Consider the following 24,854-nt stretch of genomic DNA (forward strand, 5'->3'; position numbering starts at 1 on the left):
ATGGATTATCAAGAGGAGGTTTAGCATATTATGAAAAGAAAAATAGTTGCACTGTTTATGACATGTACACTAGGAGCTACGCTTCTTACAGGATGTGGTGATATAGCTTCTGCATTTTCTTCGGATGATAAGGAAGAAGATGTTGATGAGGATGCAGATGATGAGTCAGATAAAAAAGATTCGGATAAGGATGCAAAAGATGGTAAAACTGATGATTCATCATCAAAAGCTTCTGATGAAAAAGAAGATGATTCAAAGGATAATGACAACTCTGACGCTGAAGGCTTAAAGGTACCTGAGTCTGAAGAGGAGCTTTTTGCATTCATGGAGGGAGAATGGGATTTTGTAAATCCGGTTACGTTGGAAGATTATGCTCATATGGAGATTGATGATAAGGGCTCTTTTGTCTATGGGTATACGGGGAGTAAAGAAAGCTGTACTGGGGAGTTTGTGGCTAATCATTTATATGTAGAAGAGGATGTGCCGCTGACGTTTACGGTGAATGTATCAGGGCTTGATGGGATGACATTTGAATATAGTGGCTATGTGGTAGAAGACGAGGATTCGTCTGATGGCAAGATCTATTATGGAAGCTGTGATGGCGAAGACTATATTTATATGGAGGAAACAGGGAACGGCGATACATTTGCGGGTAGCGTGCTGTTCCAGGTTCCAGGTACAGTAGATGGATCTTTTCATATGGGGGCCAATTCTTATATCATGCACAGAAAAAGCGATGCGGATACAGAGGCAGAGATTAAAGACGGCGAGTTCTATGCATGGGTATGGAAGGCTGATGATAAGGGACTTTGGGCTCAGGAGATGAAGCCGCTTACGTGGGATGATGAGAATGAGTATACATGTAATCGATATACAGCGGCTGCATTTATGCCAGAGGAAATGGGATCTGCTTATTATGAGTATTCAAAAGATATAGACAAAAAGCTTCTCTTAAACGGTCGGAGACTTGATATGGAAAATCCAAGATATATGTGCCTTCTTAAGGTTTCATCTGATGGTGTTATCGAGGATATTCAGGAAGTTGATGACGCTTTCTACGGAATGTATGATCTTGGCGATCTTGATCCGGAAGTATCTTTTGAAGGAGAGACATTTACTTATAATGGTATTGATATAGATGTCTCAGATCTTGGCGGAGGCATGAAGATCAATAATTTATACAGCGCTTATGGCAAAATAATAATAGAGTGCTATATATCACATCATGAGAATTCATATCTTGTTTTCGACAAATTCAGGGGTGAAATAGGTCAGGAATATTTTAATGGAAATAACCTCATATGGATTGGCGACGACTTTACAACTGCTATATATTCAGATGGAAATGAAATAAGAGACCTGTGCGGGGATCTTATGTACTACATCGATTGTGAAGAGATCGAAAGTCTTGAATTTACAGATGATGGCAAGAGTGTAAAGTGTACATATGTTATATGGGATGATAAAAAACAAGATGAAGAGACCAAGGAAGAAACTTTTGAACTGCCTGAAAGACGTGACGGCGCTATGAATGCATACAGCGATTATATGGATTCAGGAAGGGCAAGTGACTATAGAAGATTTATGGAATATGCTCCTGATGATGCAAAGTTCTTTATATTAACAGATCCGCAGATTTGGACTGGTGATATGTTTTATGTTATGGGGGCACTTGACAAAAGTGCTGTTAATAAGGTGATGATCGTTGCTCTGTCAGATAATACTTATTTTGAAATAAAAGATGCTGATGGGGATATCGTAGCATATGACTATTTAGACAAAGGCAGAGGCAGGGCATATCTTATGACAGTATCTGAAGGAATGCCGCTTTATACAGTTTATGTTACGACTTATGATGATAATTTCAAAGAAGTTGTATCAACGTGGGACGTAACCATGATCAGCGGCGAAACATATCAGCACTGCTTGTTTGTAGAGTGAGCTGGCATAAAGTGTCGTGATAGGACGGAAGATGCCGCTGATATAATCCTCGGGCTACCTTGCCATTCGTCGTAGGGGCTGTGGCAGTTCGCACTGAAGCGTTTATTTAGGTAATAGTTTTTGTTGCACAAGACCGGCAAGCGAATGGATGCTTGCATACAAATTCATTTGCCGGTCGTAAGAACATGGAGCACTAAGTGCGGAATGTTCGTGTGCGAAATCGAGTAGGAGTCAGCCTACTCGATTAATGAAGGGGTAATGAGATGAAGAAAAAAAGTGAATTGATGAAAATGGTAGCAATAATTTCCTTCACGTCACTTGTGACTAATGCAGTTGCGTGTGGGAGTTCACTTAGTTTAAGCGAGACTTCTAACGAGGAATCGTCCGGAACGGAAGGTGAGGATAGCAGTCAGGATGGTAAAAGCGGAGCTGCCGGACAGCAGAAGAATAATAGTAAAAATAAGACTTCTGATTCAGATAGTAAAGATGAAGTATCAATAGAAGAGATCACAGAAAAGTTTATAGAAGAAGTGGCTTCAAGCGCGGAGAGTGATGAGGAGGAAGTCAGGTACTATCTTGTAGATGATTTTGATGATGACGGCGCGTATGAAGGTTTTATGTTTGTAGGCAGCGAAGCAGATCCTGATTGGGGATCTTGTGATGGTACGGTGTGGTTTGTTAATGAATCTGGATGTGAGAAGATTCATGATGAGTTTAGCTTTTTAGTTGGTGAGAACGAGAATATTTTTTCCATACTTCAGGAAGAGGATAGAAATTTCGTTGTCTTCAGGGATCTGTATGCAACAGCAGATGTATCAAATATTTATTATGTGGATGGTGAGAAGTGCATAGAATCAAGAGTATCGTATCTTGGATCATCTTATGTTGGCAAGGAAAAGGGTGATCTTAATATAACGGTCAGTGCATATGACATGTACTGCGATTTTGAGGGCGATGCAGAAGAAGGTACATGGACCGGACATACCTGGAAGCCGTATTACTTTTATTACAGTAGTGAGACAGGTGACTTTGAAGAGTACGGAGCGGTTGAGATCAGTGAAGATGAGCTTTCAAAACTGATTGAGAATGACCCTATTATAGAAATCAAGGAAGAAGGATATGCCATTGACCAGATCATCAAGAGAGATAATGGGATAATCAATATCAATTATCACATGGAAACTGAAGGATCAGGAAGAAATTATGAATATAAAAATGCAACGTATGATCTAAATACAGGACTGTACGTTAACGTCTGGGGTGATAGCGAAGCGGGAGTGTTTGATTCTGACTACGGCGGTATCTATTATCTGCAGCTTCTTGATAGTGATGATAAGGATTCAGAATCTGCATCAAGTGGTGATGCCCATACTTATGAAGAGAAGATATATGAGCTTAGATCTTCTGAACCTGTGATTCCTGATAACGAAGATATTCTTAAGGAAATGGCAGAGTGCGTTACGTTTTCCTGTATTCTTGATTACGAAGGCATAACCTTTGCTGATATGGACAATAGTGATAAGGTATCTCTTCGCTACCACATTGTGGATTATGTAACCTGGGATCAGAAGGGTATCTATGAAGATGTCTGCGAGACTGTTAATGACAAAACGGCAATTCCTTTGGATATTGCATTGGATATATTCAAAGATTTCTATGGTGAAGATAACTTTACTCCAGGCGAACATGAGGATGTAGACGATGAGTATTATTATCCTCTTTATGCTGATGGAGAAGCCTGGGAACTTGTTGAGCATATGCAGTTTTTTGAAGATGATGACTATATCCTTTACACAGGCCCCGGATTTTATGAAAGTAATGGAGGCGATGAAGCTTTTGTAGGCTATGCGGATATTCTTTTTGCCAAGAATAAGGACAGCAGATTTGGCGTGACGGTTGTATTTGGATGGTATCGCGAAGATACTATAGATGTTTCTTCTGTAGAGGCGTCTTCGATACTTTCTTCGCAAGGCGGCAATGATTATTCCGCTGATAACCTTATCGACGGCGACTATACAACAATTTGGGCTGAAGGCGCAAAGGGTACAGGCGTAGGCGAGACTATTACAATCCATTTGGAAAAAGAGCAGCTCGTATACGGCGTACTTATCTGCAACGGATATACTGCAAGCTACGAGCAGTACAATAATAACGGACGTCTGACTCAGGTAAGCGTTGATTTTGGCGGTGGAAACGTGGTTAAAGGTGACGTAGATGGCTATGGCTATGAGGGATTTAGCTCAGATAATCTTGCTGATAGTAACAGGACCAAGATCGAGCTTGATGAGCCTGTTATGACAGATACGATAGTTGTTACGATCACAGGTGCAGAGAAAGGTGCCAAGTACGATGATACCTGCGTTAGCGAACTGCTGGTTTATTGAGTTTAGTTTAAGAAAAGTTAGATACATTGTAACATTTGATAAAACCAAAAAGCTCTCACCAGAAGTTACATCTGATGAGAGCTTATATATATTAAAAAAGGGAGGTTATGAAAAAAATTTCAGCTATATACAAAGCTGTAGTAGTGGTTATTTTGGGGGATTAGATGTGGTTAGCAACTTCGAATGCATCCCAGATACCATACATGATGTTGGATACCTGCTTAGCATCGCCAAGAAGATAGATCTCGTCTACATCATTCTTGTACTGGTTGTAGAGTGTATTCTCGCTTGCATAACCTACGCAAAGTACTACGCTGTCAGCTTCAAGCTCTTTAGTTCCTTCGCCTACAGATGCCTTTAATACGCCGTCCTTGTATTCTGTAACTTTAGCACCTGTAACAACGTCGATTCCGTTGAATGGAATGAGTTTTTCAAGCATTTCCTTATTAGCTGAGCAGAGAGGTCCGTTAACTGCCATGAGCTTATCAAGAGCTTCTACGATAGTTACCTTTTTGCCCTTCTGAGCAAGGTCAAGTGCAAGTTCGCATCCTACAAGACCGCCGCCGACTACAACTACCTTGTCTCCGGCATCTTTCTTGCCAAGAAGTACCTGCTCTGCAGAGTAAACCTTGTCATCATCGCCAAGTGAGAACATCTTAGGACGAGAACCTGTAGCAAGGATAACAGCATCATACTGACTATCAAGGATCTCCTTCTCAGTAGCCTTAGTATTCATATGAACTTCTACATTAAGGCGTACCATTTCATCTTCGTACCACTTAGCAAGTGCGATATCGTCTTCCTTGAATGCTGGAGCACCGCCAGGGATGAGGTTGCCGCCAAGTCTGTCTGATGCTTCATAAAGGACAGGCTCATGACCTCTTTCTGCAAGTACGCGTGCAGCTTCACAACCTGCAACACCGCCGCCTACTACGAGGACTTTTTTCTTCTTAACAACAGGGTTGTACTTGTTAAGTCTCTCTTTGCCTGCCTGAGGGTTAACTGCGCAGTTGATGAGAGAGTAAGTCTGGATACGACCCATGCATCCTTCCTGACAGCTGATACATGGACGGATCTGTGAGAGGTTACCTCTGCGGATCTTGTTTACAATATCAGGATCAGCAAGTGTAGGACGACCAAGGGAGATCATGTCGCAGATATTCTTGTTAAGACAGTCAATCGCTGTATCAGGGTTATCTACACGACCTGCCATGATAACAGGGATGTTTACATTCTCCTTAGTGATACGTGCAAATTCCTTGTAAGGAGCCTTCTCCATGTACATCGGAGGGTGATTCCACCACCATGCATCGTATGTTCCTGCGTCTACGTCAAGAGCGTCATAGCCGAACTTCTCAAGAAGCTTTGCTGCCTCGATACCTTCTTCGATATCACGGCCTTTTTCTTCGAATTCTTCGCCCGGAAGAGCACCTTCACGGAAGTCCTTGACCATGCTCTTAAGTGAGAATCTCATTGCAACAGGGAAGTCCCAGCCACAAGTCTTAGCGATCTCTTCACGGATCTCTTTAGCAAATCTGAGTCTGTTCTCAAGTGATCCGCCGTATTCATCTTCTCTGTGATTGAAGAAGGAGATAGCAAACTGGTCGATAAGGTATCCTTCGTGTACAGCGTGGATCTCAACGCCGTCGAAACCTGCACGCTTAGCATTGTAAGCACCCTTACCAAAGCTCTCTACGATTCCGTGGATCTCTTCTACAGTAAGTGGACGGCAAGTCTTGTCAAGCCATCTGTGTGGGATAGCAGAAGCAGATACAGGAGGGAACTCTCCAAGGTTTGTAGGTATAGTAACACGTCCGAATCCACCGCTCATCTGCAGGAATATCTTAGAACCGTAAGCGTGTACACGCTCTGTCATCTCACGGCTTGTTCTTACGAACTGAACCGGATTGTAAGTTGAGTTAGGTGTATTAGGGAAAGAAGGCTTCTCAACCTCAGTGTCTGAGAATGTTACACCTGTGATGATAAGACCGATACCGCCCTTGGCACGTCTTGTGTAGTAATCAATACCTCTGTCATTCCAGCCGCCTTCGCAGTCGCCAAGACCAAGTGGTCCCATGGGTGCCATAGCGTAGCGGTTCTTGATTTCGAGCTTACCGATCTTGATAGGCTCAAAAAGTCCCTGATACTTCATTAAATTGTCCTCCTACCTGTTTATTATTTGTATATAATGGTAAAAAAATATCGAAACATGCGTATGTAGCATGCTTCATAAGCCGGGCGAAAAAGATTAACTTGCCTTTGTTAAACTTTTATCATATGCATTAATTTTATATTATTCACGTGCTATGAGCCATCAACAAAAGGTTGATAGAGATAAACAAAACATTTCGGTTATTGACTCATATAGCTAAAAAGTGCTAGGATTAAGTGAAAATAATATTGTAGTAGGGCTGGCATTGCTGGCCACGGTTAGGAAATCCATAATCCATCTCGGGTCATGGATTATTTTTTTGCTCAAAAAGATAATATGTTGGAAAGGATATAAAACAATGCAAAACGAATTATTTGAAAAAACATCGATTCCCAAGGCTTATATGAAGATGGCGCTGCCTGTTGTTATGGGTATGGTAGTTACTCTTATTTATAATCTTGTGGATACTTATTTTATCGCGCTGACAGGTAATACGGATCTTATTGCAGGAGTATCTTTGTGCGCACCTTTATTTACGCTGCTTCTGGCAATAGGAGATATATTTGGAATTGGCGGAAGCTCTGTGATCTCAAGAGTTCTTGGATCACATGACAGAGATGGAGCAAGGAGTAAGAGTACATTTTGTATATATACTTCTATTATCACAGGTATTATTTTTACTATACTTATGCTGGTATTTAAAAAGCAGGTAGTTATGCTCCTTGGAGCTACTGATAATACTTATGATTATGCGCAGCAGTACTATACATGGCTTATTCTTGCTTCAACTTTTGTCATCTTTTCACTGGTTCCTTCTAACCTTTTAAGAGCAGAAGGTAAGGCTATGGAATCGATGGTAGGATCTGTTGTTGGAACTGTTGTTAATATAATCCTTGATCCTATCTTCATCTTTGGACTTGGACTTGGCGCTGCTGGTGCGGCTATGGCAACTGCTATAGGTTATGTTGTCACCTCAGTATTTTTTGTCATAATCATTGTCCAAAAGAGTGATGTGCTCTCTATAGATCCGAAAGGCCTTAGCTTTGACGCGCAGACATTCTCTGGAGTTCTGGCTATAGGACTTCCTTCAAGTATTACGAATCTGATGCAGACAGTTGGTATTACCCTCACCAATAGATACCTGCAACCTTACGGCGATGACAATATCGCCATTATGGGTATTGTCCTTAAGATCGTTAACATTGCTGTACTTGTTATCGTGGGTCTTGCTTTTGGCGGTCAGCCTCTTATCGGATACTGCTATGGAGCAAAGCTTAAGGACAGGCTTAAGAAGATCATGGGATTTGGAATGGCTCTTACAGGTGGAACAGGACTTGCAGCACTTTTTCTTCTGTCTCTTTTTTCAAAAGTCATACTTGGAAGATTTCTGACTGACCCTGATATGATAGATATGGGTGCGAGGATGCTTATATTCCAGCTTCTTGGTATGCCGCTCATGGGGATATGTCTTATTGTTATCTGTACATTTCAGGCAACAGGTAAGGCGGCAGGTGCGTTTATCTTATCATCCTGCAGACAGGGGATAGCTTTTTGGCCTGCACTTATAATTCTATCTATGACTGCAGGACTTAACGGTGTTATTGCAGCGCAGGTTACTGCTGATATAATCACTACAGTTGTTGCCTTTTTGCTGTTTAGAGTCTTTCTTTGGAAAGAAATAGTGTGAGTAACAGAAATATATAATGAGGCAGGTGTCAAAAGTTCCTTTTGACCCTTACGTCATACAATGCAAGACCTGTAAAGTGATTTTGGCCTATGGTTTTATTTCGTAAGCAAAGTTTAAAAATCCGACTCCTTAGTGGATGTCGGATTTTTTTATTTATTAAGTTATTAAAAATATATTTTTTTCCAAATGCATTAGTTATAATGATACATGAGAATAATGAGATTTATGTAAATGATTATAACTATCAATAGAAAGGAAATAACACTTATGGTAAAGCATGTGATCTTGTGGACATTAAAGGATGAGCTTTCTGATTCTGAGAAGGCTGATATCAAAAAGAATATCAAGGAAGGTCTTGAGGGACTAAAGGGTAAAGTTCCGGGGATTGTGGAGATCAAGGTTAATATAGAAGGTCTTCCTTCTTCTAATGCTGATCTGATGCTTGATTCAACTTTTGAAAGCGAAGATGCGCTTAAAAATTATGCGACTCATCCTGAACATGTGGCTGTAGCTGATACTAAGGTGAGGCCTTATACCAAGCTTAGAAGCTGTCTGGATTATATAGTATAATAAGTGGTTTTTAGGTGTCAAAAGGAACTTTTTACACTTACCTCATATTATAAGCTATTATTCTGAATGCCATTATCTTTGGGAGATGAGGAGTACAGAATGATGAGTCATATCGTAAAATAAGAACATAATAAGATCTCTATGAGACAGGAGGACTAGAAGATGGAATTTAAAGATGTAATTCAGAATCGTTATTCATGCAAAAAGTACAGTGACAGAAAGGTCAACAAGGCTAGCCTTCAGCATATCCTTGAAGCCGGAAGACTTGCTCCTACTGCCAAGAATCTTCAGGAGCAGCATATCTATGTGCTCGAATCAGAAGATGCACTTTCCAAGGTTGATAAGGCTACACCTTGCAGATACGGTGCGCCTACAGTTATAGCTGTAGCTTTTGACAAGAACAATGTATTTACTTATCCGGGTGGAAAGAGAGATTCTGGCGTTGAAGATGCAACTATAGTTGCAACTCACATGATCCTGGCTGCGGCTGATGAAAGTGTTGACAGCTGCTGGATCAACTTCTTTGATCCTGATGAACTTGCCAAGGAACTTGGACTTCCTGACAATGAAGAGATCCTAATGCTCCTTGACCTTGGATTTGCAGCAGAGGGAGCTGGTCCACTTGAGAATCATGGTAAGAGAAAAGATCTGTCTGAAACTGTAAGCTATCTGTAATCAGGCGGGTTATGGGGTTCTATAACTTAATATTGGAGGTGTGTATGGCTGGTAACAACGATTCCAACAAGATAACAAGGAGATTAATTCCATGACAGCTGAGCTTGTGTCTATCATGGGACGCTGCAGCTTTGCAACATCTGATTCAATCAATGATTCTGTATTATGGAGCCGCTAAATATTTATTAAGAAGGAACTTATATGGAAAAGGAACTTGACAAGTTAACAGTAACAATGAATCTTATTCATGATATTTTTAATATAGATTATACGACTTTTGATAGATATGAAGATATCGAAAGATTCTGCAGTAACAATAGAGTAATAGATGCACAGTCATGGCTTACAGAAGATGCTCTTAAACTGATACTTGATAAGAGTCACCATGATAATGTTAACTATTTCGAAGACATTCTCCATGTAAGGATCATCCTTTTTTACTATGAAGATAAACCTGTAATACTAGGTCCTTATCTTGCAGAAGAGATGACGATCGGGCGGAGCATCCAGATCTGCAATAAGATAGACAGAAAGAATATGGATGCTCAGAACCTCCTTATCTATTATGGCCGATATCCTGTGATACATGAGAGTATTATGGAGAAGATACTCCGCGGAATACTGAGAAGTCTTGATCTTGAGAATCTTACTGAACATTATACCAGATATAAGGATGACAGCAGCGAAGATATCCATGACAATGAGCTGGTGAAGCTTAGTAATGCCAATCTTGAAACTCACTATATGACTGAAAGACAGTATATGGATGCCATCAAACGCGGCAATACTCAGGAGGTGCTGCATTATAGAAAACTTTTGTCTGAGAATGCTTCCGGAATGTGGACCAAGAAGTTCAATATGGAAGACCAAAGACTGGGACTTGCTGTTAACAGAGCTATGAGTAGGATAGCAGCTTATGAAGCGGGAGTTCCTGCACCTATCATACATAAGATCACAACCAAGGAATCTAAAGCAATAGCTGCTGCGCAGAGTGAGAAGCAGATGATAGATGCCTGTGAGACTATGTTAAAAGAGTTCTGTGAGATGGTGAGATCTATTAAGAACGAGAAATACTCTGCGATGACTCAGAGTATCATGTATTCTATCAATCAAAATTATATGAATGAGCTTACTATCAAGGATATTGCCAAAGAGCTAAATATCACAGAAAGTTACATGATCGCACAGTTTAAAGAAGAAACAGGTATTACTCCGGCTGTGTATCTTAGAAAAGTAAGACTAAAAAAAGCCGCCGGTCTTCTTATCTCTACAAGCGATGAGATTCAGAAGATCAGCGGCAGTGTTGGCATTCCTGATGCCAATTATTTTGTCAAACTATTTAAGGCTGAATTTCAAATGACGCCAGGGGCGTATCGTAAGAGCTACAAGATATAAGCCCTGTATTTGCAAATTCGCAGATCATATCTACCAGCTTATCGGATAGATCAAAGTCTTCCTGTGTCATAGGACGCCAGCACTTTCGTATGGATCCTATCGTATACCAAAGCTCTGCTGAGTGGAAAGCTCCCTTGTCATCTCCGGGGAGTTTTCTTGAGAAGTAGAAGTAGTAGGCTCTGCCTCCGTTCCTATTTACAGTATTGCAGAAGTCTTTGCTCATCTGATGCAGGAACTGCGGCGCCATATCTTCTGAGTTTGTGCTAAGAAGATATGGAACATCTGCGTAGTCCTTGTCTTCTAATGACTGTGCAGGATCTTTGGGTATGATAAGTCCGTCTATATGCGGGCAGCAATGTGACATAAGATCTCTGTCTATCACGCTCTGGAACTTTTCTATAAGTTCTTTGACAGGAACCTGTCTAAAGTCTTCAGGCTCATCTCCAAGAAGGCTTGTAAGTCTTTCAAAATAGTCATAACTGTCTTCTACAGGACTTACACCTGCAAATTCTTTGCCGATTCCTGCGCCGCTTGCCATATATACCTTTTGAATATAAGGCTTAGTAAGAGGGGAGAAGCAGTGCTGCTGTATGCTCATAGCTCCTGCTGACTGGCCAAAGAGTGTTATATTGGACTTATCACCGCCAAAATTCTCTATATGATCATGAACCCATTTGATAGCTTCAAGCTGGTCATATAAGCCGTAGTTGCCGCTATGACCTGATTCCTTGGTAAGCTTTCGGTCACACAGAAAACCAAGTACGCCAAGTCTATAGTTTATAGATACGAATATGATACCTTTACGGGCATAGGCTGTACCGTCCATATGATTCTCATTGCCGCATCCGCCAAGGAAGGCACCGCCGTGGATGTAGATGATAACAGGGGCTTTCTTGGCATCCTTTGGTGCATATATATTAAGAAAAAGACAATCCTCATCATAAGTAAACTCTGCACCTTCTCTAAACTCCTTGTAATAGAAAGGAGCAGGATCCTTCTGATCTTCCGGATCGTAGGTTCTAAACTGTGGGCAGGCATTGCCGAATCTGGTAGCATCATAGATGCCATCAAAACTCGTCACAGGCTCTGGATAAGCAAATCTTCTGGCAGTAGCATATCTGATGCCTCTAAACTGGACTGTATTATCATCAAGTTCAAGTCCCTTGATCTGTCCAAGGTCTGTATCGCGGATGATAGTATTCATGCTGTTTCTCCTTATATTGCTATGTATGATTTAATGCTTGTACATTCAGAAATCCGCAATAGCTACGGATTTCTGAAGTTATGTTTAGTAGCTCATATTTTTAGTTCTTCGATTCATGCATTTCATGAAGTTTTGCATACATCTCATCGGACTTATTCTTAGTAAGAGGGTAGATGAGAAGGATACTTACAAGGATCACGACTGCGCCCAATAAAGGCATAAGGATTACAAGTTTTCTTATGTTCTCGCCAAATTCCGGGATCTGCTCTTTGGCACCAGCTACAAATCCGGCTGTTCCAATGAGGGCTGTTGAGATAGAAGCTGCGGCTGCGGAACCTATTTTTCTGGAGAATGTATAAATAGAATACATAGTTCCATCTGAGCGCTCGCCGGTCTTATATTCCTGGTAATCGATTGATTCTGTTACAAGTGCCCATACGAGCATTGTGAAGGTTGTAAGTCCGAGGTTTGCAACAGTATTTACAAACATGAATACATAGCAGTTAGGGATCCTTATGAAGAATAAGATACCGAATGCGATGATACTGTAAAATGCTGAGTAGATAATGAGCTTCCTGTTACCTACGATCTTAGCAAGACGTGGTACTGCAAAGAATGCCACGAACATCATAGGAAGGCTGATCATTGAAGATGCTGCCATTGCTTTGGGCATATGATAGTACTCTTTGTAAAGGAAGTTGTTCATGCTCTGTGCACTTGCGAACATGCTGCCGATAGACGCGATCATAACTGCAATAAGGGCTCTGTTAGTGAAGGCTTCCTTAACAACATGTGTAAGGCTGTACTTGCGGGCAGATGCACCTGCGAATCTGTGTTCCTGATGGATTCTTTCCTTGGTAAGACCAAGAAGGATAAGATAGAAGATCACTGACAATACGCCTGCTACGATCGCCATAAGGAAATATCCCTTTGCATTTGGATTACCTGCTTCGTCCCAGATAGCAAGAGATACAAGAGGGATGAAAAGGATACCAACGCCCATTCCGCCGAAAGCTCTTGCTCTTGAAAGCTTGGTCCTTTCTACAGGTGAGTCTGTGATAACAGAAGCCATAGCGCCGTAAGGCATTGATACACCTGTATATGCCATTCCATAGAGAATGTAGGATACAGCGACCCATGCATGCTTGATAATATCAGGCATAGAAGTTGTATTAGTAAAGCACATAAGGCCTGTAAGCGCCAGAGGCACCATGAACAATTTGATCCAGGGCTTGAACTTGTCTGTGCCCTTGCCAATCTTGAATCTGTCAGGTAGTGAACCGATCATAGGATCGTTGATGGCATCCCATATCTTGGCGACGAAGATAAGTGTTGCCATCCATGCAGGACTGATGCCAAGAACGTATGTACAGAATGTAACATAGAAGGCACTTATGTAGAGGTTTACAAGACTACCTCCAAAGTCGCCACTAAAATATCCAAACTGTTCCAGAAAGGAAAGTTTTGTTTCTTTTCGTGAAGCTGATGATGCTTCGGTTGGTATTTCTTTTTTTTGCTGCGTTTTCATTACAATTGCTCCTTTTGTTAAAAGTATATTTAGTACGCTAATTATATTTTTAACAAGCAACTGTAAATAGAAAAAAATGAGACAGAATATAACAATATATTATATAGTGTATATCATGTTATGCATAATACTTTGTGTCAGAATCTGCTAAATAGCAAGAAAAGAATATTTTTGGCAGTAGACATTCATAACCAAGAAATCATGATTTCTTGTGGCCAAAGGGAAAAACGCAAGAATCCAGCAAAGCAGAATTTTTTATGAATCAGATATGACAATTGTCATTATAAATGATGACGATGTTCACTGGTTTATAAGTACTGCTATATGTATTATAGTCTCATAACAAGTCATCCACGAGACAATGGATAAAAAGGTATATAACTAACTAATCATAAAGGGAGAAGAATATGAGTACTAGCGTAGTAGCAATCGATAATCTGGTAAAAAGATACGGAGACAAAGTTGCAGTTGACCACTTTTCACTTAATGTACAGGAAGGAGAGATATTAGGACTTCTTGGACCAAACGGGTCAGGCAAGACCACAACGATCAACTGCCTGTTATCACTACTTCAATATGATAAGGGGACAGTCACTATTTTTGACAAAGAGATGAAGCCTGAGGCTTACGATATCAAGTCACAGATTGGCGTAGTAATGCAGAATGTAGCAGTTGTTGATACCTTGAATGTATATGAGAATGTAGACTTTTTCTGCGGATTATATATTAAAAATAAAGCCTTAAGAAAACAATATGTAGAGGAAGCTCTTGAGTTTACAGGTCTTACAGAGTACAAGAAGTACAAGCCTCAAAAGCTCTCAGGAGGACTTCTCAGAAGACTTAACATAGCCTGCGGTATCGCTCATAAGCCAAAGCTTATCATCTTCGATGAGCCGACAGTTGCTGTTGATCCCCAGTCAAGAAATGCGATCCTTGAAGGAATCAGGAAGATGAATAAGGCAGGAGCTACGATCATCTATACATCCCACTATATGGAAGAAGTTGAAGAGCTCTGTACCAGAGTAGTCATCATGGATCATGGCAGAAACGTAGCAAGCGGCACTTCACAAGAGCTCAAGTCATCTCTTATAAGTCGTGAGACGATAAGGGTCGGCCTTCCTGACAGATCAGACAAGATCATAGGTGATATCAAAGAGATAAATCATGTATATAAGGTCAAAGAGGATGGTGATGATCTTGTGATCAAGTGCGATGGCGGAGAACACAACCTTGTACACATCCTTGGATATCTTACTGATAATCATATCCCATTTGGACATGTATCAACACAGCTTCCATCACTTAATGACGTATTCCTTGAGATAACAGGAAAGGAGCTTAGAGACTGATGTTTGGACGTATTTATATATACAAACTAAAAGAGCTTGCAAGAAACAGATATCTTGTTGGATGGAACTTCTTGTTCCCGATCGTTCTGGCAACAGCTTTTTATATGGGATTTGGAAATATGATCGCAGAAGATCCAGATACATTTAAAGCAATAGATGTTGGATATGTTAATACAGGAGACGTTGATACAAGCTTTACTTTGATGCTGGATGAGCTTTCTAAAGAAAATGACGATCATGAGAAGATACTTAATGTACATGAATATCCATCCAAAGAGGAAGCACTAAAGGACCTAAAAGGAGAAGATGGTCTGTATGGAATATATGTTGATGATAACGGCGATGTAGAGACGATCGTTCCTTTTAACGGATATAAGACGACAACTCTTAATCAGATAGTAAGAGAGTATGAGAACAAAGTAACACTTATAGAAAATATAGCCAAAGACCATCCTGATAAGCTTGAAAGTTCTATGGAGATGATATCCGGTGATCTTAAAGTCCTTAAAGAACACGAATTTGGCAATAATACTTCCCAGTACCTTCAATACTTCTTTGCTCTTATAGCGATGGCTTCACTTTTTAGTTCCTGGATAAGTACGGCGATGCTGGAAGGAATGTGTGCCAATCTGACTGAGCGAGGCAAGCGTTTTGAGTGTTCACCGGCAAGTAAGCTTTTGTCAATTGCGGCAGGAATCTTAGCAGGTCTTACACTGCAAGCTGTCTCTAATGCAATAGTTGTTGTATATGTTGAGTATATCTTGAAGATACATCTTGGAGCTCCGCTTCTTAACATAATCTTCCTGACTACTCTTGGAAGCGGACTTGGAATATCAGCAGGTGTACTTATGGGCTCTTTGATCAGAAATGAAAGGCTGCTTGTAGTAGTGCCTCTTGCTTTTACTATGACATGCTCTTTTTGCAGCGGCCTTATGTGGCACCAGATAAGGCAGCTTATTGAAGCGAACTTCCCTATACTAAATAAGATCAATCCCGCAGCGCTTCTTGTAGACTGTCTGTATACAAGAGCTGCTTATGGCAAAACAGATATATACTATCAGGATATTTATATTATGAGTGGTATGATCGCCGGATGTCTTATCATCAGTGCATTCCTTTTAAGGAGGAGAAAATATGTCAGTCTTTAATGCGATACTTAAATCTCTTAAATCCAATATAATGACCATAATAGTCTATTTTTCCATATTTGCAGTATTTGGAAATATGCAGGCAAGAGCTACGGTTACTACAAAAGAAGATGTCTTTGAAGAAGTAACTGTCAAAGTGGCTGTAACAGACAAGGATAACTCTAAACTAAGCAGAGCTCTTGTAAGCTATCTTGAAAGCACTCAGGAAGTTGTAGATCCAAAGACCGATGATCCTCAGACTATGAATGATAATGTAAGATTCCTTATCTATGAATATGCTCTTATAATTCCTGAGGGGTTCGAAGAAAATATTTTATCCGGTAATACGGAAGGTGCTCTTACATATATAGCACCGGGTACCACCGCATCACAGTTCCTATTAACCCAAAAGCTTGATGACTATCTGCAGGACGTTGTGATATATTTAAATAGTGGTTATAGCGAGGATGAGGCTATAAGACTTACGTATGATCAGATGTTAGAGCTTAGTGGTACTAAGGCATCTGTACTTGATACATCTGATGATAACCATCGTTCTTTTTATACATCCATGTTCACATTTAACGGATACACACTTATGATGCTCCTGTGCATCTGCTGTGCAAGTACTCTGACTTTTATGAAGAACAAAGATGTCAAAAAGCGTATCTCAGTTAGTGGAATGCACTTTATGACCAGAAATGCAGCAACTATCGGAGGCGTAACCTTCGTGGGCTTTGCGATCACTTCTTTTGTAATTCTGGTCATCCAGCTTATGGGCCTTGAATATGCTAATGAAAAGCTCCTATACTATGCACTTGATACCTACGCTCTGATGCTGGTGGGACTTGGAATGGCATATTTTATCTGCTCGATATCATCCAGCGAGAATCTTATCAACATGATATCCAATATGCTGGTATTGTCCATGAGTTTTCTATGCGGAGTGTTTATTGATAAAGAGCTTCTGTCTGACGGTATTGTCAAGGCAGCTCACTTCATGCCTCTTTACTGGTATACAAGAGCTTTGGATTTTATCAATGACACGCCGGTTGACAGCATTATGGGACGACGTTTTGGAACATATCTTCTTATAGAAGTTCTCTTTGGCCTTACTTTCTTAGCAGCAGGCATGATCATTACAAGGAAAAAGGAACAATATGCTCTATGATGTGATTATCCGCCTTCTGGCGGCGGCAGGACTTATTACTATAGCAAATGCAAATGGCATTACAACCTCTTCGGTTGTAGTGTCTGTTTGCATTTTTTTGATACTTGAAGTAAGTCTTCTTTTAATGATAAAAGAGTTTACAGTTTTGTTACCTTGATCCCTTTTGCGATAGCAGGTGCGTATGTTTGGGGAAATCCTTATGACACGTTAAAGCTATGGGCAATCGTGATACTTGGAGCCTTTACAGTTGTCTCTATCATCTTGTATGAGATCATGATGAAATACAAGACACTTCTTTTTAGGACAAGAGATGACAGCAAGGAACTGGAAGATATGCTTGAAGACAAGAATAGACGCCTTATGTCAGAGCAGGACCAGCAGGTACACCTTGCTACACTTGCTGAGCGCAACAGGATAGCAAGAGAGATCCATGACAATGTAGGCCACCTTCTGTCAAGAGCAATCCTTCTACTTGGAGCTATCAAGACTGTCAACAAGGATGCTTCTATAAGTTCGCAGCTTGAGATGCTGGCAGGAACTCTGGATGAGTCTATGGAGAAGATGAGAGCCTCAGTTCATGATCTTCACGACGATTCTATAGACCTTAAGAAGAACTTTGATGATATAATAGGAGAACTTAAAGACTATAAAGTCCTTGCAGATCTTGATCTTGACGAGTCTGTTCCTACAAAGATAAAGCTGTCTCTGATCGGTATACTAAAAGAAGCAGTTACTAACATATTAAAGCATTCAAGTGCAGACACTGTCTCCATCATACTTCAGAGGAACTATAGCTTTTGTAGCCTTTCTGTCACTGATAATGGACATCTGTCTGATGCTCAGAAAGAAAAGATCTCATCCGGCACTCTTGACGGTATAGGACTTGAGAATATCAGAAACAGGGCAAGAAGTCTTGGCGGCGATGCCTACTTCTATACAAACGACGGCTTCACAGTCTTTGCGCGCCTCCCCATAAATGATCCCCAGAGACCAAAATGACCCCTGGGGATGGAGTTAAGGAACCATTTTCAAGAACATAGAGATACAAATAAAGATATAAAATTAAACATAGAAATAAGGATTACGTACTATGCCGGCAGAAGATAAAAAGATACTATTAGTAGATGATGATGAACTTATCACAATGTCACTTGAGATGATCATAAATGCAGAAGAAGGCTTTAACGTCGTCGGTAAGGGTGGCAGCGGACGAGAAGGTATAGATTTATATGACAAGCTAAGCCCGGACCTTCTTCTTATGGATATCAGAATGGCCGATATGAATGGACTTGAAGCTGCAGAAGAGATATTAAAAAGGCACAAGGACGCTGTGATACTTTTTTTGACAACATTCTCTGATGATGAATATATTGTGAAAGCTCTAAAACTTGGCGTTAGAGGATATCTTCTGAAGCAGGACTATAAATCACTTCCGGCTGCGATCAAAGCTGCATTAAATGGCCAGAGCGTATTCGGAGGAGCTGTTGTAGACAAGCTTCCTGCGCTTATGAACGAGGCTCAATCCAGAGAATCAGGATTTGATTATGAGTCCAAAGATATTACAGAAAAAGAGTTTGAGGTTATCCAGCTGGTAGCAGAGGGATATTCTAATAAAGAGATTGCCGGAAAGCTCTTTTTGTCAGAAGGTACAGTCAGGAACTATCTGTCTACTATACTTGAAAAGCTGGAACTGCGTGACAGGACACAGCTTGCGATTTTTTATCTCAAAAATCATCAGTGACAATATTGATATGTATATAGATTTGGGGGCTTATACAGCCCCCGTTTTTTGAAAATTGCGGCGGCGCATTCTCGTGACTTTAGTCGTGAGTTCATTAGAAAAGCTTCCCATCTCATTGACATAAGAACTTTGAATATTATAAAGTAGAGGAATATGAAAAAGTTTCATACAACAAAGAAAGGGAGAAGAGTTTAAATGTTATTTTTTAAGAAAAAGAAAAAAGAAGAAAAACAGGATTCTGAGCAGAAATATATTGGGCCGGATCCTGTTTTTATAATTCATCTTCTGATGGAAGATAAGTGTGTTATTCCTGAAAAGGAATCTATGGTAAAAATCATGGAAAAGCACCTTGGAGATGTGCAGTGTAATAAATTTGAAAATAATATGACAGGTTTTCTTGCTTTAAATTATACAACGCATTTTAAAGATGCTGAGGATGCTCCGCCTCAATTAATGATTACAGAATGTCAGAAGATAGAAAAGCCTTTATTGGATGATGTTTCCAGAAGTCAGTTGTGGGATTGTGAAGATTCCGAACAGATTCTAAACACATGTAAATATCAGGTTATTGCTAATGATATGATGGCAGTTGGAATGTATTATAAAGATCGTGCCGATATGCTTGTTAATTATGCAGAAGCATTAGTTGAAATGTTCCCATCTTGTAAAGCAGTTCTTTTTGAGAATTCCAAGAAGATGATGACAAGAGAAGAAATTCTTAATAATTCATATCCAAAAGAAACAAAATTCATATACTATGCTGTACATGCAAGATATTTTAAGAATCAGGACTCAGATGATTATTTAGTAGATACATTGGGAATGAGTACATTTTTTATGCCGGATCTTCAATATTATTTCCATGGAATGAATCCGAATAATGCAATTCAAAGTGCTTACAGCCTTCTCTGTTATATGTTCGAAAATGAAAATCCTATAAAATCGGGTGATACTGTTAATGGAAATGTTGATGGTGAGATAAATCCTGACGTTAAATGGAAGGTTTATTATACGGATGCAATGATGAAACCTGAAAGAGCAGTAATTGATGTAAATACAGGAGAATTTGCATCAGGTAAGCGTTAATTGTATGGCTTGGTGTTGAACTTGAGATTGACGGTGAAGACTATGTTATGTTTGTTGATGCGATCCAATATGATGAAAAATGGTATATCTTAGCTCCTCATGGAACCGGTGCTTCTATTGCAGGATTGGATGTATACAGCGGAGGCATCTGTGAACTAGATCTGCTTGATTAATGTTTTAAAGAATAAATCTATTTACTATTCATAAAACTTTAAGGCGTATGGGATTTTTGTTTCATACGTCTTTTTTATCCACTAATTTTTTATACAGAGGCTTCAAATGATGAACTGTTAATCTGTTCTTTTTGCGCTTCCTTGTTGTAGATATAACGATCCAGTGCTTCTTTTTCTTTGATTCGTTTTATTACATAAGCGTTATTTGAAGAGACTACTGACGCAAGATTGCTCTGTACTGAAGTATATTGCTGTTTCAGTGATGATGCCAGTGAAATTGAAGAGCTATCATCTTTTTTACGTAACTCGTTTATCTTACTGCTGTATGATTGAAGCTGCATCTGGTAGCTGCTTGTGCCTTGAATATTTAGGGCTGACATTGTATTTCCTTTCTTGTGTGATCAAATATTACGAGGATACGATATAATACGGAACTAAAAATATCCTAAAGAAATTTAAATAATATATTGAAATAATTGTTAGCTAATGCTAATGTTATATGGTTAGCAGAAGCTAACTCTAAACAATTCATAAACACTTACGCCAAAGAAGCGTTAAGGACAAATTACTCAGTATAGTCCGGTATATACCGGCATTCAGAAAGGTGGAAGTATGAATTATCTTGAAATCGAAAAAGTCATTGGAAGAGAGATCCTTGATTCTCGTGGAAATCCTACAGTTGAAGCAGAGATTACTCTTGTAGACGGAACTGTAGCAAGGGGAACAGCACCTTCAGGCGCATCAACAGGTGAGTTTGAAGCTCTTGAGCTTAGAGATGGAGACAAGTCCAGATATCTTGGTAAGGGTGTATCCAAGGCTGTAGCTAATATTAATGGACCTATCGCAGATGCGATCGTTGGAATGGATGCATCTGATATATATGCAATTGACGCAGCAATGATTGCTGCTGATGGAACTAAGGATAAGTCAAAGCTTGGTGCTAACGCTATCCTTGCTGTATCTATCGCAGCTGCAAGAGCAGCATCTGTATCTCTTGATATTCCTCTTTACAGATTCCTTGGCGGAATTCAGGCTACAGACCTTCCTGTTCCTATGATGAATATCTTAAACGGCGGCGCACATGCAACCAATACAGTAGACACACAGGAATTCATGATCATGCCTGTAGGTGCTCCTTCATTTAAGGAAGCTCTCAGATGGTGTGCAGAAGTATTCCATGCACTTGCTAAGATCCTTAAGTCTAGAGGCCTTGCTACATCTGTAGGTGATGAGGGCGGATTTGCTCCTAACCTTACAAGTGATGAAGAGACAATCGAGACTATCCTTGAAGCTGTTAAGGATGCAGGATATGAGCCTGGTAAGGACTTCATGATCGCTATGGATGCTGCTTCTTCTGAGTGGAAGAGTGAGAAAGGTAAAGGATTCTACAAGCAGCCTAAGTCCGGTAAAGAGTTTACTTCAGATGAGCTTATCGCACACTGGGAGTCACTTGTAGACAAGTATCCTATCATCTCAATTGAAGATGGTCTTGATGAAGAAGACTGGGAAGGCTGGAAGAGAATGACTGAGAAGATCGGTCACAAGGTTCAGCTCGTAGGTGATGACCTCTTTGTTACTAACACTGAGCGTCTTGCTAAGGGTATTGAAAACGGCGCTGCTAACTCAATCCTTATCAAGCTCAACCAGATCGGATCTGTATCTGAGACGCTTGAAGCTATCAAGCTTGCAAACAAGAACGGCTACACTGCAATTTCTTCTCACAGATCAGGTGAGACAGCAGACACAACTATCGCAGACCTTGCAGTAGCACTTAACACTAGACAGATCAAGACAGGCGCTCCTTCACGTTCTGAGCGTGTTGCCAAGTACAATCAGCTTCTTAGAATAGAAGAGGAACTTGGTGATGCAGCAAGATATCCAGGAATGAAGGCGTTCAACGTTAAGAAGTGATATAGCTATTTTGTAAAAAACAATAAATATTTTTTTGCGTCAATAACAGACACTTAACAAGACATTACCACGTATAATTTTTGATAAAAATATCCCGTAAAAAATCCCGTAGCTTTTCTGGTATTAGCTACGGGATTTTGATAGTTTAAACTTTTGATATCAATATCTACTTCAAGATAAGAATTTAAGCACTTACCAAACATATTATCGATAATTATATATTGACCTTGCCCTTAGGGCATCCTTTATATTAAAAAAGCATGAACTTATCATGCAAAATCTATACAAATAGCAACTAGACATATTATACTTTAAAGGATTGTAATTAAGGGAGGAACCATATGGCATCTTGGATGGTACACTTGCGTATCGCAGACGAACTTCTAACAAGAATCAAGGGGCTTAATGAAGAGACATTTATACTTGGCAATATAGCCCCTGATAGCGGTGTTCCAAATAAGGACTGGTCAAGTTTTACACCACCAGGCAATGTAACTCATTATAGAGATAATGATGAGGACAAGACACATATCAATATAGATAAGTATGTCAGCGTAAGAGGATATTAAATGTATATAGTGATCAGATTCCATGTGATGATGCTATTGGTAACCATCGCATGGATTTTATTCAGATTTATTATAGGAATAAAGAACCAAAAAGTAAGTATAAAAAGAGAAATCCAGCTACTGGCTGTATATATCTGTATTATATTTATATGCAGATTTGTATACTTTCCCTTGGAGCATGATATATATGGGATTGCTCCACTTGTATTTGTAAAGAACCTGATGTTTCCTCCTAGAATCAATCTGATTCCTTTTAATTTTCTGACAGATGTATATCCGGGATGGCAGATCAATATCATAGGCAATATACTCATGTTCGTTCCGGTGGGAATTGTCTGGCCGATATGCTTTAAAGAACTTGATAACATAAAAAAGACCGTTCTTGCAGGTTTTGGCTTTACGCTTCTGATAGAGCTTAGCCAGCTTCCATTTTTTGACAGATGCAGCGATGTTGATGATCTTATCCTTAATACAACGGGGGCTGCGATAGGAGCAGTTATATATTTTGGAATACGAAGAATAAAGCGTGCTTACGCATCAAGGAGACAACGTGCTACATGAGCTTTGAAAGTGGAGTTTGATCCTGGTTGTAGTGGTCCATATGATCTAACAATAGAGTATCTGGTTTTAGAGAATTTATGTTTTGTACTAAAGGGCTTTGCTATAAGGCGTCAGTTGTCGTATACTTATTAGTCAGAAGATTTGTTTTGGAGGAGAATTATATGTCAAAAAAAACACTTGGATGGGCTCTTGTTATTATCGGCTTATTTATGTTATTTAAAATGGTAAGGGTATCATCCTTTGGATTCTATAGATTTGGAAGGATGAGTACTTCAGCTATTGTTCTGGTTCTTCTTTTGCTATCTGCAATTGCAGTGGTAGTTAATAAGAATAAGTTTACAGTTGGATGCTTTATCTTTTCGCTTGCACTTCTTGTGATATCACTTATCATGGGCACTGAACTATACTTTGCATATGTGTCGCTTACAGATATTCTGCTGGTACTTGTACCTGTTGTTTTGGGAACAGGGCTCATACTTCAAAGTGTATTTCACAAAAGAAAAGAAGCATATTGATAGTCTTGAAGATTACATAATAATAAAAGCCCTGCGATTTAAAGCTGCAGGGCTTTTACTATTATCTACTAATTTTTATGCACCTGCCATATCGCTATGAAGCATAGGTGCAAGCATTTCTGTAAGGCCATCTACCTGGGTAAAAGGGCATCTGGAATAATCAAGTCGAAGGGAGATATATTTTGGTTCTTTGGATCGTTGCTACGTTTACAGCTTTTTTTATAAAGGGGCTGTGCGGATTTGCTAATACGCTTATATTTACATCAATAATGGGATTTGGAGCTGCGAATGTCAGTATATCGCCTGTAGAACTACTTCTTGGATATCCTGCCAATATCATCCTTACTTTTAAAAACAGGAAGAAGTTTAAAATATCAGTTTTTGCGCCTCTTGCGCTACTTGTGATTGTAGGTAGTATTCCGGGAGCACTGCTTTTAAAAAGTATAGATGTTAGATATCTTAAGATAATATGCGGATTTGTCATTGTACTTATCGGAGCAGAGATGTTCTATAGAGAATTTAGAACTTCTAAAGTACGCGAGTCTAAAATTGTATTGACTATAATAGGTCTTTTATCAGGTATGCTGTGCGGCCTCTTTGGAATAGGTGCGTTACTGGCAGCCTATGTAGGAAGAGTTACAGAATCGTCAGATGAATTTAAGGCTAATATAAGCGCTGTATTTATAGTAGATAACACCTTCAGAGTGATCCTGTACAGCCTTCTGGGCGTTATAACCCGGGAGACACTAATAAGTGCAGCAGTGCTGATGCCTGTCGTCTTGTTGGGGCTGTTTTTGGGTATGAAGAGTGCTCAGATACTAAATGATAGGATTGTAAAAAAGTGCGTGATAGTACTTCTCATTATTTCCGGCATTGCTCTTATAGTTAATAATATGATATGACGTATGGACCAAAATTCATTTCGATTCGAGCTTGCTCGAAATCGAATATGAATTTATCTGCTTAAAAAGTCCTTTTTAATAAGCCCAAAATATTAAATGTATATAAAATCTCTTGAAATCAGAATATGCTATGATACTATTGTATTGTGCAAAATATATCTGATTTTTCAAGAGATTTTTTATTAGATATTGTACTAATATCAGAATAATTCG

Annotated in this window: 22 protein-coding genes; 18 read left to right on the plus strand and 4 right to left on the minus strand. The window is 39.7% G+C overall.

The features are described from left to right. The first annotated feature begins 30 nt into the window (after window positions 1-30). On the plus strand, window positions 31-1,941 hold the full coding sequence (locus I7804_RS11330) for a hypothetical protein (RefSeq protein ID WP_248403551.1): 1,911 nt from the start codon (window positions 31-33) through the stop codon (window positions 1,939-1,941). A gap of 263 nt (window positions 1,942-2,204) precedes the next feature. Then, complete coding sequence (locus tag I7804_RS11335) at window positions 2,205-4,325, plus strand: discoidin domain-containing protein (protein WP_248403553.1); 2,121 nt, start codon at window positions 2,205-2,207, stop codon at window positions 4,323-4,325. A 160-nt stretch (window positions 4,326-4,485) separates the two neighbouring features. On the opposite strand, the gene I7804_RS11340 is transcribed toward I7804_RS11335, so the two are convergent. Beyond that, window positions 4,486-6,477: an FAD-dependent oxidoreductase gene (locus tag I7804_RS11340; protein WP_248403555.1), complete on the minus strand. Its 1,992-nt coding sequence runs from the start codon at window positions 6,475-6,477 to the stop codon at window positions 4,486-4,488. A gap of 358 nt (window positions 6,478-6,835) precedes the next feature. Between I7804_RS11340 and I7804_RS11345 the strand changes: the two genes are divergently transcribed. The 4 genes from I7804_RS11345 (at window position 6,836) to I7804_RS11360 (ending at window position 10,804) form a co-directional block, all read left to right on the plus strand. Beyond that, complete coding sequence (locus tag I7804_RS11345) at window positions 6,836-8,164, plus strand: MATE family efflux transporter (protein ID WP_248403557.1); 1,329 nt, start codon at window positions 6,836-6,838, stop codon at window positions 8,162-8,164. A gap of 267 nt (window positions 8,165-8,431) precedes the next feature. Beyond that, window positions 8,432-8,734, plus strand: coding sequence for a Dabb family protein (locus I7804_RS11350; protein ID WP_027208037.1), 303 nt, complete (start codon window positions 8,432-8,434; stop codon window positions 8,732-8,734). 162 nt (window positions 8,735-8,896) lie between these two features. Continuing rightward, window positions 8,897-9,409: a nitroreductase family protein gene (locus I7804_RS11355; RefSeq protein ID WP_022755605.1), complete on the plus strand. Its 513-nt coding sequence runs from the start codon at window positions 8,897-8,899 to the stop codon at window positions 9,407-9,409. Window positions 9,410-9,610: 201 nt separating this feature from the next. Further along, a complete protein-coding gene (locus I7804_RS11360) occupies window positions 9,611-10,804 on the plus strand; it encodes a helix-turn-helix transcriptional regulator (RefSeq protein WP_248403558.1) in 1,194 nt (397 codons plus the stop codon). Here the strand turns inward: I7804_RS11360 and I7804_RS11365 are convergent. Further along, window positions 10,749-12,008 carry a carboxylesterase family protein gene (locus tag I7804_RS11365; RefSeq protein WP_248403560.1) on the minus strand — a complete coding sequence of 420 codons (1,260 nt, stop codon included), beginning with the start codon at window positions 12,006-12,008 and terminating at the stop codon, window positions 10,749-10,751. The two genes, I7804_RS11360 and I7804_RS11365, sit on opposite strands and share 56 nt — an antisense overlap. Window positions 12,009-12,108: 100 nt before the next feature. After that, window positions 12,109-13,536, minus strand: a complete 1,428-nt coding sequence (locus I7804_RS11370; RefSeq protein ID WP_248403562.1) for an MFS transporter — start codon at window positions 13,534-13,536, stop codon at window positions 12,109-12,111. Between the two features lie 407 nt (window positions 13,537-13,943). Here I7804_RS11370 and I7804_RS11375 point away from each other — a divergent pair, with 407 nt between their 5' ends. The 7 genes from I7804_RS11375 (at window position 13,944) to I7804_RS18970 (ending at window position 20,183) form a co-directional block, all read left to right on the plus strand. Further along, complete coding sequence (locus tag I7804_RS11375) at window positions 13,944-14,885, plus strand: ABC transporter ATP-binding protein (protein ID WP_248403564.1); 942 nt, start codon at window positions 13,944-13,946, stop codon at window positions 14,883-14,885. Next, window positions 14,885-16,033 carry an ABC transporter permease gene (locus tag I7804_RS11380; protein ID WP_248403566.1) on the plus strand — a complete coding sequence of 383 codons (1,149 nt, stop codon included), beginning with the start codon at window positions 14,885-14,887 and terminating at the stop codon, window positions 16,031-16,033. The genes I7804_RS11375 and I7804_RS11380 overlap by 1 nt, the downstream gene beginning before the upstream one ends. Next, on the plus strand, window positions 16,020-17,183 hold the full coding sequence (locus I7804_RS11385; protein WP_248403568.1) for an ABC transporter permease: 1,164 nt from the start codon (window positions 16,020-16,022) through the stop codon (window positions 17,181-17,183). The genes I7804_RS11380 and I7804_RS11385 overlap by 14 nt, the downstream gene beginning before the upstream one ends. Before the next feature lie 153 nt (window positions 17,184-17,336). Beyond that, window positions 17,337-18,182 (plus strand): sensor histidine kinase, encoded by an 846-nt coding sequence (locus I7804_RS11390; RefSeq protein ID WP_248403570.1) that lies wholly within the window; start codon window positions 17,337-17,339, stop codon window positions 18,180-18,182. A gap of 91 nt (window positions 18,183-18,273) precedes the next feature. Beyond that, complete coding sequence (locus I7804_RS11395) at window positions 18,274-18,924, plus strand: response regulator (RefSeq protein WP_248403572.1); 651 nt, start codon at window positions 18,274-18,276, stop codon at window positions 18,922-18,924. A 195-nt stretch (window positions 18,925-19,119) separates the two neighbouring features. Further along, complete coding sequence (locus I7804_RS11400) at window positions 19,120-20,010, plus strand: DUF4261 domain-containing protein (protein ID WP_248403574.1); 891 nt, start codon at window positions 19,120-19,122, stop codon at window positions 20,008-20,010. A gap of 47 nt (window positions 20,011-20,057) precedes the next feature. Next, window positions 20,058-20,183, plus strand: coding sequence for a hypothetical protein (locus tag I7804_RS18970; RefSeq protein WP_282570408.1), 126 nt, complete (start codon window positions 20,058-20,060; stop codon window positions 20,181-20,183). An 89-nt stretch (window positions 20,184-20,272) separates the two neighbouring features. Here I7804_RS18970 and I7804_RS11405 read toward each other — a convergent pair whose 3' ends face one another. After that, complete coding sequence (locus I7804_RS11405; RefSeq protein ID WP_073387571.1) at window positions 20,273-20,563, minus strand: hypothetical protein; 291 nt, start codon at window positions 20,561-20,563, stop codon at window positions 20,273-20,275. A 232-nt stretch (window positions 20,564-20,795) separates the two neighbouring features. Between I7804_RS11405 and eno the strand changes: the two genes are divergently transcribed. The 5 genes from eno to I7804_RS11430 all read left to right on the plus strand — a co-directional run bounded on the left by eno (window position 20,796) and on the right by I7804_RS11430 (window position 24,641). Then, a complete protein-coding gene (eno, locus tag I7804_RS11410) occupies window positions 20,796-22,094 on the plus strand; it encodes a phosphopyruvate hydratase (RefSeq protein WP_027217828.1) in 1,299 nt (432 codons plus the stop codon). 341 nt (window positions 22,095-22,435) lie between these two features. Then, window positions 22,436-22,663: a hypothetical protein gene (locus I7804_RS11415; protein ID WP_248403576.1), complete on the plus strand. Its 228-nt coding sequence runs from the start codon at window positions 22,436-22,438 to the stop codon at window positions 22,661-22,663. Further along, entirely contained in the window at window positions 22,664-23,224 is a 561-nt protein-coding gene (locus tag I7804_RS11420; RefSeq protein ID WP_248403578.1) for a VanZ family protein, read from the plus strand. It begins immediately after the preceding gene. Between the two features lie 161 nt (window positions 23,225-23,385). After that, window positions 23,386-23,739 (plus strand): hypothetical protein, encoded by a 354-nt coding sequence (locus tag I7804_RS11425; protein WP_248403580.1) that lies wholly within the window; start codon window positions 23,386-23,388, stop codon window positions 23,737-23,739. A 182-nt stretch (window positions 23,740-23,921) separates the two neighbouring features. Further along, the gene (locus tag I7804_RS11430) at window positions 23,922-24,641 is read left to right on the plus strand and encodes a sulfite exporter TauE/SafE family protein (RefSeq protein WP_248403582.1); all 720 of its coding nucleotides are present in this window, start codon (window positions 23,922-23,924) and stop codon (window positions 24,639-24,641) included. Window positions 24,642-24,854: the final 213 nt, after the last annotated feature.

The sequence above is a fragment of the Butyrivibrio fibrisolvens genome, from assembly GCF_023206215.1.
GTDB lineage: Bacteria > Bacillota > Clostridia > Lachnospirales > Lachnospiraceae > Butyrivibrio > Butyrivibrio fibrisolvens_C.

Bases quoted from the DNA above. Each gene is read 5' to 3' on its own strand.
- I7804_RS11330 (WP_248403551.1), top strand. From the start codon at position 31: ATGAAAAGAAAAATAGTTGCACTGTTTATGACATGTACACTAGGAGCT.
- I7804_RS11335 (WP_248403553.1), top strand. From the start codon at position 2,205: ATGAAGAAAAAAAGTGAATTGATGAAAATGGTAGCAATAATTTCCTTC.
- I7804_RS11340 (WP_248403555.1), bottom strand. From the start codon at position 6,477: ATGAAGTATCAGGGACTTTTTGAGCCTATCAAGATCGGTAAGCTCGAA.
- I7804_RS11345 (WP_248403557.1), top strand. From the start codon at position 6,836: ATGCAAAACGAATTATTTGAAAAAACATCGATTCCCAAGGCTTATATG.
- I7804_RS11350 (WP_027208037.1), top strand. From the start codon at position 8,432: ATGGTAAAGCATGTGATCTTGTGGACATTAAAGGATGAGCTTTCTGAT.
- I7804_RS11355 (WP_022755605.1), top strand. From the start codon at position 8,897: ATGGAATTTAAAGATGTAATTCAGAATCGTTATTCATGCAAAAAGTAC.
- I7804_RS11360 (WP_248403558.1), top strand. From the start codon at position 9,611: ATGGAAAAGGAACTTGACAAGTTAACAGTAACAATGAATCTTATTCAT.
- I7804_RS11365 (WP_248403560.1), bottom strand. From the start codon at position 12,008: ATGAATACTATCATCCGCGATACAGACCTTGGACAGATCAAGGGACTT.
- I7804_RS11370 (WP_248403562.1), bottom strand. From the start codon at position 13,536: ATGAAAACGCAGCAAAAAAAAGAAATACCAACCGAAGCATCATCAGCT.
- I7804_RS11375 (WP_248403564.1), top strand. From the start codon at position 13,944: ATGAGTACTAGCGTAGTAGCAATCGATAATCTGGTAAAAAGATACGGA.
- I7804_RS11380 (WP_248403566.1), top strand. From the start codon at position 14,885: ATGTTTGGACGTATTTATATATACAAACTAAAAGAGCTTGCAAGAAAC.
- I7804_RS11385 (WP_248403568.1), top strand. From the start codon at position 16,020: ATGTCAGTCTTTAATGCGATACTTAAATCTCTTAAATCCAATATAATG.
- I7804_RS11395 (WP_248403572.1), top strand. From the start codon at position 18,274: ATGCCGGCAGAAGATAAAAAGATACTATTAGTAGATGATGATGAACTT.
- I7804_RS11400 (WP_248403574.1), top strand. From the start codon at position 19,120: ATGTTATTTTTTAAGAAAAAGAAAAAAGAAGAAAAACAGGATTCTGAG.
- I7804_RS18970 (WP_282570408.1), top strand. From the start codon at position 20,058: ATGTTTGTTGATGCGATCCAATATGATGAAAAATGGTATATCTTAGCT.
- I7804_RS11405 (WP_073387571.1), bottom strand. From the start codon at position 20,563: ATGTCAGCCCTAAATATTCAAGGCACAAGCAGCTACCAGATGCAGCTT.
- eno (WP_027217828.1), top strand. From the start codon at position 20,796: ATGAATTATCTTGAAATCGAAAAAGTCATTGGAAGAGAGATCCTTGAT.
- I7804_RS11415 (WP_248403576.1), top strand. From the start codon at position 22,436: ATGGCATCTTGGATGGTACACTTGCGTATCGCAGACGAACTTCTAACA.
- I7804_RS11420 (WP_248403578.1), top strand. From the start codon at position 22,664: ATGTATATAGTGATCAGATTCCATGTGATGATGCTATTGGTAACCATC.
- I7804_RS11425 (WP_248403580.1), top strand. From the start codon at position 23,386: ATGTCAAAAAAAACACTTGGATGGGCTCTTGTTATTATCGGCTTATTT.